This window comes from Oryzihumus sp. (assembly GCF_054325275.1).
In genome coordinates this window covers 23,140-31,272 of the sequence record NZ_JBTCWL010000047.1, presented here as the reverse complement: position 1 = coordinate 31,272, position 8,133 = coordinate 23,140, and the positions used below count along the sequence as shown (strand labels likewise).

General features: G+C 72.3%; 9 protein-coding genes. 7 read left to right on the top strand and 2 right to left on the bottom strand.

The window, feature by feature from the left end:
* Positions 1-9: 9 nt before the first annotated feature.
* From ACXVGS_RS12990 to ACXVGS_RS12975, 4 genes are read left to right on the top strand one after another with little or no spacing between them, the layout of a single operon-like run.
* Positions 10-132, top strand: a complete 123-nt coding sequence (locus tag ACXVGS_RS12990) for a hypothetical protein (protein WP_458537025.1) — start codon at positions 10-12, stop codon at positions 130-132.
* Complete coding sequence (gene mshB, locus ACXVGS_RS12985) at positions 132-1,034, top strand: N-acetyl-1-D-myo-inositol-2-amino-2-deoxy-alpha-D-glucopyranoside deacetylase (protein WP_458537024.1); 903 nt, start codon at positions 132-134, stop codon at positions 1,032-1,034. The genes ACXVGS_RS12990 and mshB overlap by 1 nt, the downstream gene beginning before the upstream one ends.
* Complete coding sequence (locus ACXVGS_RS12980; RefSeq protein ID WP_458529874.1) at positions 1,031-1,534, top strand: flavin reductase family protein; 504 nt, start codon at positions 1,031-1,033, stop codon at positions 1,532-1,534. The genes mshB and ACXVGS_RS12980 overlap by 4 nt, the downstream gene beginning before the upstream one ends.
* A gap of 17 nt (positions 1,535-1,551) precedes the next feature.
* Complete coding sequence (locus ACXVGS_RS12975; protein WP_458532556.1) at positions 1,552-3,234, top strand: VanW family protein; 1,683 nt, start codon at positions 1,552-1,554, stop codon at positions 3,232-3,234.
* A 10-nt stretch (positions 3,235-3,244) separates the two neighbouring features.
* On the opposite strand, the gene ACXVGS_RS12970 is transcribed toward ACXVGS_RS12975, so the two are convergent.
* On the bottom strand, positions 3,245-4,231 hold the full coding sequence (locus tag ACXVGS_RS12970) for a GNAT family N-acetyltransferase (protein WP_458529872.1): 987 nt from the start codon (positions 4,229-4,231) through the stop codon (positions 3,245-3,247).
* Between the two features lie 106 nt (positions 4,232-4,337).
* Here ACXVGS_RS12970 and fdxA point away from each other — a divergent pair, with 106 nt between their 5' ends.
* The 3 genes from fdxA to ACXVGS_RS12955 all read left to right on the top strand — a co-directional run bounded on the left by fdxA (position 4,338) and on the right by ACXVGS_RS12955 (position 7,178).
* Positions 4,338-4,664 (top strand): ferredoxin, encoded by a 327-nt coding sequence (gene fdxA / locus ACXVGS_RS12965; protein ID WP_141789289.1) that lies wholly within the window; start codon positions 4,338-4,340, stop codon positions 4,662-4,664.
* 12 nt (positions 4,665-4,676) lie between these two features.
* Positions 4,677-5,783 (top strand): succinyldiaminopimelate transaminase, encoded by a 1,107-nt coding sequence (gene dapC, locus ACXVGS_RS12960; protein ID WP_458529871.1) that lies wholly within the window; start codon positions 4,677-4,679, stop codon positions 5,781-5,783.
* Between the two features lie 99 nt (positions 5,784-5,882).
* Positions 5,883-7,178, top strand: coding sequence for a citrate synthase (locus tag ACXVGS_RS12955; protein WP_141789287.1), 1,296 nt, complete (start codon positions 5,883-5,885; stop codon positions 7,176-7,178).
* 87 nt (positions 7,179-7,265) lie between these two features.
* On the opposite strand, the gene ACXVGS_RS12950 is transcribed toward ACXVGS_RS12955, so the two are convergent.
* On the bottom strand, positions 7,266-8,123 hold the full coding sequence (locus ACXVGS_RS12950; RefSeq protein WP_458529869.1) for a hypothetical protein: 858 nt from the start codon (positions 8,121-8,123) through the stop codon (positions 7,266-7,268).
* Positions 8,124-8,133 lie beyond the last annotated feature (10 nt).

The following is an 8,133-nucleotide window of genomic DNA, read 5'->3' as shown; positions in this document are numbered from 1 at the left end:
TCGGGCTGCGTGTTCCGCACACGGTGCCCCAAGGCGCAGGAGAAGTGCGCCGCCGAGGTCCCCGTGCCGGTCGAGATCTCCCCGGGCCACCGCGTCGCCTGCCACTTCCCCGAGGAGCGATCGGTCGTCTAGTGCCCGATGCCTCCCCCCGGCGCCGCCTGCTGTTCGTCCATGCCCATCCGGACGACGAGACCCTCACCACCGGTCTGACGATGGCGCACTACGTGGACGCCGGGCACGACGTCCACGTGCTCACCTGCACCCTGGGTGAGGAAGGGGAGGTCATCCCGCCGCAGCTGCGGCACCTCGCCGCTGACCGGGAGGACCGGCTCGGGCCGTGGCGCCGCGAGGAGCTGCGCCGGGCCATGGACCGCCTCGGCGTGACCCACAGCGTGCTGGGAGAGGACCCCGCCTCCGGGGTCTTCTCCCGCTACCGCGACTCCGGTATGGCGGGCACGCCCAGTGCCGCCCACCCGGATGCCTTCGCGGGTGCTGACCTCGCGGACGCGGCGGCGCTGCTGGCCGCGCACCTCCGCGCGCTCGACCCCGACGTCGTGGTCACCTACGACGCGCACGGGGGCTACGGCCACCCGGACCACATCCAGACCCACCGGGTCACCATGGAGGCCCTCGCCGGGCTGGGAGCACAGGCGCCGGCGGCTTTCTGCATCGTCACCCCGCAGGCGTGGGCCGTGCAGGACCGCGCCTGGCTGGCCGGCCACGTCGACCCGGCCGACCCGCCGCTGCACGTGCCGGCGCCGGGGGAGGACTACCCGCCCTCGGTCGTGCCCGACGACGTGCCGACCCACGTGGTCGAAGCGCCGCAGCTGGTCCCGGTCCAGGCTGCGGCCCTGGGCGAGCACGCTACCCAGGTGCGCGTGTTCGACGGCTACTACGCCCTGTCCAACGACATCGCCGCGCGGCTGTCCGGGCGTGAGGCGTTCGTCCGGGTCGACCCGGGCACCGGGCGGCGGCTGGTTGCGGCCGGTGCCGCCCGGCATACCGGTCTGCTCGCGCAGGAGGGGGAGCGATGAGCGCCCAGGAGTCGCTGCCCGACGTCGGCCTGTTCCGGCGGGCCATGGGCCGATTCGCCACCGGGGTGACCGTCGTGAGCACCCTGGCCGGCGGGCATGACCACGCCATGACCGCCAACGCCGTGACCTCCGTGTCCCTGGACCCGATGCTGCTGCTGGTGTGCGTCGAGCGCGACGCCCGGTTCCACGATGCGGTCATCGAGGCCGGCGTGTGGGGCGTCAGCGTCCTCGGCGCCGGCGCCCGGGCCACCGCCGACTGGCTCGCGACCCGGGGTCGGCCGCTGCACGGTCAGCTGGACCGCGTGGCCCACCACCGCGGTGAGCGCACCGGGGTGGCGCTGCTCGACGGGGCCCTGGCCTCGTTCGAGTGCCGGACCACCGACGTCCACCCCGGCGGCGACCACAGCATCGTGGTCGGCGAGGTCGTCTCCGTCGTGGCGCACGACCACGCCGGCGACGCGCTGCTGTACTACCGCGGACGCTACGAGACGCTGGCCTGACGGGACAGGGGGCAGGGGTGAGGGAGCAGGAGGGGGCAGGCCGGGCCGCACTGCGGTCGGGGGTCGCGCTGGGTGTCCTCGCGGCCGTCTACCTGGGGCTGGCGGTGTTCCTCGGCCGGCACGTGCCCGCCGGGACCACCGTCGACGGCGTGCCGGTGGGCGGGATGACCCCGTCACAGGCTGCGGTCACCCTCAAGCATGCCCTGGCCACGAAGGCCTCGATGCCGGTGCACCTGCAGGTCGGTGACGAGGTCCGCGACCTCGACCCCAGCGCCGCCGGGCTGTCGCTGGACGTCGACGCCACGCTGGCCGACCTCACCGGCTTCAGCCTCGACCCGCGCGACATCTGGCAGCACCTCACCGGCAACAGCGCCGAGCCGCTGCGCATCCAGACCGACCGGGCCAAGCTCAAGGACGCCCTGACGGACCTGTCGCGCGGTGTCGACCAGCCGGTCAAGGAGGGCTCGATCTCCTTCGCCGGCGCCAAGGTCAGCACCGTGATGTCCGTGCAGGGCCGTGCCCTCAACGTCGACGAGACCGCCCGGGCCGTGCAGCAGGCCTGGCCTCGCCAGGCAGTCATCCGCGCCGTGGTTGACGTGGTCCAGCCCAGGCTCGGGCCGGCCCAGCTCGCCGACGTGGTGCGCACGTTCGCCACCCCGGCCCTGTCCGCGCCGGTGACCGTCAAGGCCGGCGCCCGGACGGTCACGCTCAGTCCGGCGCAGTTCTCGGCCGCGCTCGGGGTGCGGGCCGCGGACAACGGCCAGCTCAGCCCGGTCGTCGACGGCGCCAAGGTCCTGGCGGCGCTGCGCGCGGCCGACCCGCAGGTCGAGCAGGCGCCCGTCGACGCCTCGGTGGCCATCCGGGCCGGTCGCCCGGTCGTGGTGCCCGCCGTGCCCGGCCGCCGCGTCGACCCCGCGGTGCTCGGCCCGGCGTTCCTCCGGGCCCTGACCGCTCCGGTCCGCACCGCCGTGGTCGCCTCGTCCAGCGCGGCGCCCAAGGTCAGCACCGAGGCGGTCAAGGCCCTCGGCATCACGAGCCGGATCTCCACCTTCACCACGCAGTTCCCGTTCAACCCGCCGCGGACCACCAACATCACGGTGGCGGCCCGCACCCTCGACGGGACCATCGTGCGCAGCGGCGAGACGTTCAGCCTCAACGGCCTGCTCGGCCAGCGCACCCCGGCGAAGGGCTACCGGCAGGCACCGGTCATCAACGGTGGGCGGCTGGAGAAGGACTACGGCGGCGGCGTCAGCCAGGTGTCAACGACGCTGTTCAACGCGGTCTTCTTCAGTGGCGCCAAGATCATCGAGCACACCCCGCACTCCTTCTACATCGCCCGCTACCCCGAGGGGCGCGAGGCGACGGTCTCCTGGCCCGGGGTGGACAACACGTGGCAGAACGACACCGGCCACGCCATCTACATCCAGGCGCAGGTCACCAGCAGCTCGATCACCGTGTCCTTCTACGGCACCAAGGTCTGGGACGTCGAGGCGGTCAAGGGGCCCCGGCGCAACGTCAAGCAGCCCCGGACCATCGTCGACGACAAGCCCGGCTGCGTGCCGCAGAGCCCCACGCCCGGCTTCGACGTCACCGTGACCCGGGTGTTCAAGCGGGGTGGGGCCACGGTGCGGACCTCGCAGTTCAGCACCCACTACATTCCCGAGGACGACGTGCGCTGCACCCACCCCCAGGCGGGGTGACGGCCGGGCCTCAGCGGTCGAGGTAGGAGTAGCTGTGGTGCGGCGAGAAGCCGAGCGAGGAGTACAACCCGACGGCCGGCTCGTTGGCGTGCAGGGTCTGCAGGTAGAGCGAACGGGTGCCTCGGGCCACGGCCCGGGCCGCCAGCGCACCGGTGAGGGCGCGCGCCAGCCCGTGGCCACGGTGCTCCGGGTCCACCCACACGCCGTACAGGCCGGCCCAGCCTCCGGCCACGAGACCGAGACGGGCCAGGGCCACGACCCGGCCCCCGACCGCAGCGGAGGCGAACAGCTGCCCCGGTGAGCCGCTGAGCACGGACTGGGTCGAGCCGGGGACCACCTCGCGCTGGCGGGCATAGGCGTCCAGCCACTGCGGCGTCAGCTCCTCGGCGACCTCGACGTCAGCTGCCCCGGCACTCGTGTCGGCCACGACCTGCGCCGCGGAGGTCATCACCACCGAGCGGTTGGTCTCGTGGTAGCCCCGGTCCAGCAGCAGGGCCCCGAGCCGGTCCTCGGCCATGGCGAAGCCGACCGGCCCGGCGACCAGGAAGCGGGGCGGGAGCCCGCGCGCGGCGTACCAGTCCTCGGCCCGGGCGACGGCCTCCGGCAGCGGCAGCCCGGGGTCACCGAGGGGGAGCACCGAGTTGGCCCGGCCGGTGAACCCGCCGGCGGCGCGCAGGACCCAGTCGCCCAGGCGGGCCCGCTCCACCGGGGCCCAGCCCTCGACCATGACGCGCTGCAGGTCCTCCACCGACAGCGCCAGGTGGGGTGCGCCGCGGCGGGTGGGCCTGGGCGGCACGACCTTGGCGGCGACCACACGCGAGCGCTCGATGGTCACCGCCCCCTGACGGGTGTCCACCACGAGGGAACCCGCGTCAACGGACACCAGCGTGCCCACGGCGTCGGTCAGCGACGCGCCGCCGGCGGGGTCGGCGAGCCGTGAGCGCACCACCACGCGGGCGCCGACGGGCAGCCCCTCGACGGGGTCGGGAGCGGTCATCGGCAGGAGCTTTCGTGTCGCAGCATGGACCCCCGTACTGCGGGAGGTGAGGACTCGGCATACTAGGCCGCGTAGCCAGCCACGTGCGCAGGAGGACCGACCCACCATGACCTACGTCATCGCCCAGCCTTGTGTGGATCTCAAGGACAAGGCCTGCATCGAAGAGTGCCCGGTCGACTGCATCTACGAAGGCGAGCGCTCGCTCTACATCCACCCGGACGAGTGCGTCGACTGCGGCGCCTGCGAGCCGGTGTGCCCTGTGGAGGCCATCTACTACGAGGACGACGTGCCCGAGCAGTGGAAGGACTACTACAAGGCCAACGTCGAGTTCTTCGACGACCTGGGCAGCCCCGGTGGTGCGGCCAAGCTCGGCGTCATTGCCAAGGACCACCCGCTGATCGCGGCGCTGCCCCCGCAGGAGCATGACGAGTAGGACTGCCCGCTGATGCAGCTGCCTGACTTCCCCTGGGACTCGCTCGCTCCGTTCAAGGAGCGGGCGAGTGCCCATGTCGGGGGCCTGGTCGACCTGTCGGTCGGCACCCCCGTGGACCCCACCCCCGAGGTGGTCCAGCGCGCCCTGTGCGCGGCCGCGGACGCCCCCGGCTACCCCCAGACGTGGGGCACCGCCCGCCTGCGCGAGGCCGTCGCCGGTTGGTTCGCGCGGCGCCGCGGCGTGCCCGACCTCGACCCCGACGGGGTGCTGCCGACGGTGGGCAGCAAGGAGCTCGTCGCATGGCTGCCGACCCTTCTGGGCCTGGGCGCCGGCGACGTGGTCGCCTTCCCGGAGGTGGCCTACCCGACCTATGACGTGGGCGCGCGGATCGCGGGCGCCTCGCCGCTGCCGATGCGGAGCCTGACCGGCCTGGGACCGCTGACCACCGCCGGGACCCCCAAGCTGCTGTGGGTCAACAGCCCGAGCAACCCCACCGGGCAGGTCCTCGGGGTCGAGCACCTGAAGAAGCTCGTCGACTGGGCCCGCGAGCACGGTGTCGTGGTCGCCAGTGACGAGTGCTACGCCGAGCTGGACTGGCGCGAGGGGGCCGGCCCGGGGTCGGTGCCCAGCATCCTGGACCCGCGGGTCACCGGTGGCAGCCACGAGGGCCTGCTTGCGGTCTACTCGCTGTCCAAGCAGAGCAACCTGGCCGGCTACCGCGCCGCCTTCGTGGCCGGCGACGTGACCCTCGTGCGCGCGCTGCTCGAGGTGCGCAAGCATGCCGGCATGATCGTGCCCTGGCCGGTCCAGCAGGCCATGCTCGCGGCGCTGGCCGACGACGACCACGTGGCCGCCCAGAAGGAGCGCTACCGCCTGCGCCGGGACCGGCTGCGCGCGGCGCTGGAGGCCTTCGGGCTGCGGGTCGACCACTCCGAGGCTGGCCTGTACCTGTGGAGCACGCGCGGCCAGGACTGCTGGGAAACCGTTGCGGCGCTTGCAGATCGGGGCATCCTCGTCGCTCCGGGCGGCTTCTACGGCAGCGCCGGCGCCGAGCACGTGCGGGTGGCGCTCACCGCCACCGACGAGCACATCGACGCGGCCGTCGCCCGCCTGGGCTGAGCCGGGGGCCGTTTACCCGCCAGTAGACCCGCTGGGGTACCGTCGTTGCCGACTGTGTGCCCCGGCAACGAGGCCGGGCGATGAGGAGGACGGGACTTCATGACGACGGACGCAACGGGGGCGGTACTCCGCGCGGGCGACAAGGAGCTCGCCTTCCCACTGGTCCAGGCCACCGAGGGGAACGACGCCTACGACATCTCCAAGCTGATGAAGGAGACGGGCAACGTCACCCTCGACTCGGGGTTCGTCAACACGGCCTCCTGCCGGTCGGCGATCACCTACATCGACGGCGACGCCGGGATCCTTCGCTACCGGGGCTACCCGATCGAGCAGCTCGCCGAGAAGTCGACCTTCGTGGAGACCTCGTTCCTGCTGATCTACGGTCACCTGCCCTCCGCGGCCGAGCTGGAGGACTTCACCTCCCGCATCCGCCGGCACACGCTGCTGCACGAGGACCTGAAGCGCTTCTTCGAGGGCTTCCCGCGTGACGCCCACCCGATGCCGGTGCTGTCCTCGGCCGTCTCGGCGCTGTCCACCTTCTACCAGGACAGCCTCAACCCGTTCGATCCCGAGCAGGTCGAGATCTCCACGGTCCGCCTGCTGGCCAAGCTGCCGACCATCGCGGCCTACGCCTACAAGAAGTCGGTCGGCCAGCCGTTCCTCTACCCCGACAACTCCCTGTCGCTGGTGGAGAACTACCTGCGGATGACCTTCGGCTTCCCGGCCGAGCCCTACGACCTCGACCCGGTCATGGTCAAGGCGCTCGACCAGCTGCTGATCCTGCACGCGGACCACGAGCAGAACTGCTCCACCTCCACGGTGCGCCTGGTCGGCTCCTCGCACGCCAACCTCTTCGCCTCGGTGTCGGCCGGCATCAATGCCCTGTTCGGCCCGCTGCACGGCGGCGCCAACCAGGCCGTGCTGGAGATGCTGGAGCAGATCCGCGACAACGGCGGCAACGTCGACGAGTTCGTGCGCAAGGTCAAGAACAAGGAAGACGGTGTCAAGCTCATGGGCTTCGGGCACCGCGTCTACAAGAACTACGACCCGCGCGCGGCGATCATCAAGAAGACCGCGGACGAGATCCTCGAGAAGCTCGGCAAGCGCGACGAGCTGCTCGACATCGCGATGAAGCTCGAGCAGGTGGCGCTGGAGGACGACTACTTCGTCTCCCGCAAGCTCTACCCCAACGTCGACTTCTACACCGGCCTCATCTACAAGGCCATGGGCTTCCCGACCCGCATGTTCACGGTGCTGTTCGCGCTGGGCCGCCTGCCCGGCTGGATCGCCCAGTGGCGCGAGATGATCGAGGACCCCGAGACCAAGATCGGCCGTCCGCGCCAGCTCTACATCGGCGAGACCGCGCGCGACTACGTCGCGATGACGCAGCGCTGAGCCGGCCACACGGCATACCGACGAAGCCCCACCTCCCGCTGCGGGAGGTGGGGCTTCGCGCGTCCCGGAGTATGCCGGGTGCGTGCCTCAGTGCCGGGTGATGACGACCGTGGTGGCCGGGGCGGGCTGACGGGCCCGGGACCACGACCAGGCCTGGGTGTCGCGGTCGCGGGTCCAGGTGCGGTCCCCGACGGTGACGCTGGTGAAGCCGTCGGCCTCGGCGTGGGAGACCGCCCAGGAGGCGAGCGCCCAGGCCTGCTGGGCCGAGGTGGCGCGCACGGTCAGGAGCCTGCCCTGTGCCGTGGGCTTGACCGCGAACTCCCGGGCCAGCGCGGTCACCACGGTCGCGGCCGGCCGGGCCGTCGTCGCCGCGTCGAGCCGGCAGCCCAGGCCACCGGGGGAGTGACCCGCCAGGGTGGAGGCCAGCACGCGCCCCTCCCGCTCGTGGTCGGCGTAGGCCTCGGGGAAGGCGCTCTTCTGCACCCGCTGGGCGACCTTGGTGATCTCCATGTCCTGGTAGCCGGGCACCTTGACCAGCTCGTCGTAGAACCGGTTGGAGGCGTAGACGGGGTCGAGGATCTGCTCCTCGGTGCCCCAGCCCTGCGAGGGGCGCTGCTGGAAGAGCCCCAGCGAGTCCCGGTCACCGAAGCGGATGTTGCGCAGCTTGGACTCCTGGATCGCGGTGGCCAGCGCGATCGTCGCGGCCCGTGCGGGCAGGCCTCGTCGCACGGCCACCGCGGTGATGGTCGCCGCGTTGGCCATCTGCTCGGGGGTGAAGGTCACCTCCTGCCCGGAGGCCACGGCGCGGCAGCTCGGTCCACCGAAGTTCTTCACCACTCCCTGCACGCCGAGGTAGCCGCCGATGCCGACGGCCACCACAAGCACCAGGAGGATGCTGCGACCGATCCAGCGGCGGCGACGACGGTGTGGTCGCACGGTGACCATCGGTGGGGTC

Excerpts from the sequence above, each read along its gene's own strand:
- fdxA (WP_141789289.1), top strand. The coding sequence starts at position 4,338 with ATGACCTACGTCATCGCCCAGCCTTGTGTGGATCTCAAGGACAAGGCC.
- ACXVGS_RS12970 (WP_458529872.1), bottom strand. The coding sequence starts at position 4,231 with ATGACCGCTCCCGACCCCGTCGAGGGGCTGCCCGTCGGCGCCCGCGTG.
- ACXVGS_RS12950 (WP_458529869.1), bottom strand. The coding sequence starts at position 8,123 with ATGGTCACCGTGCGACCACACCGTCGTCGCCGCCGCTGGATCGGTCGC.
- dapC (WP_458529871.1), top strand. The coding sequence starts at position 4,677 with ATGCAGCTGCCTGACTTCCCCTGGGACTCGCTCGCTCCGTTCAAGGAG.
- ACXVGS_RS12980 (WP_458529874.1), top strand. The coding sequence starts at position 1,031 with ATGAGCGCCCAGGAGTCGCTGCCCGACGTCGGCCTGTTCCGGCGGGCC.
- ACXVGS_RS12955 (WP_141789287.1), top strand. The coding sequence starts at position 5,883 with ATGACGACGGACGCAACGGGGGCGGTACTCCGCGCGGGCGACAAGGAG.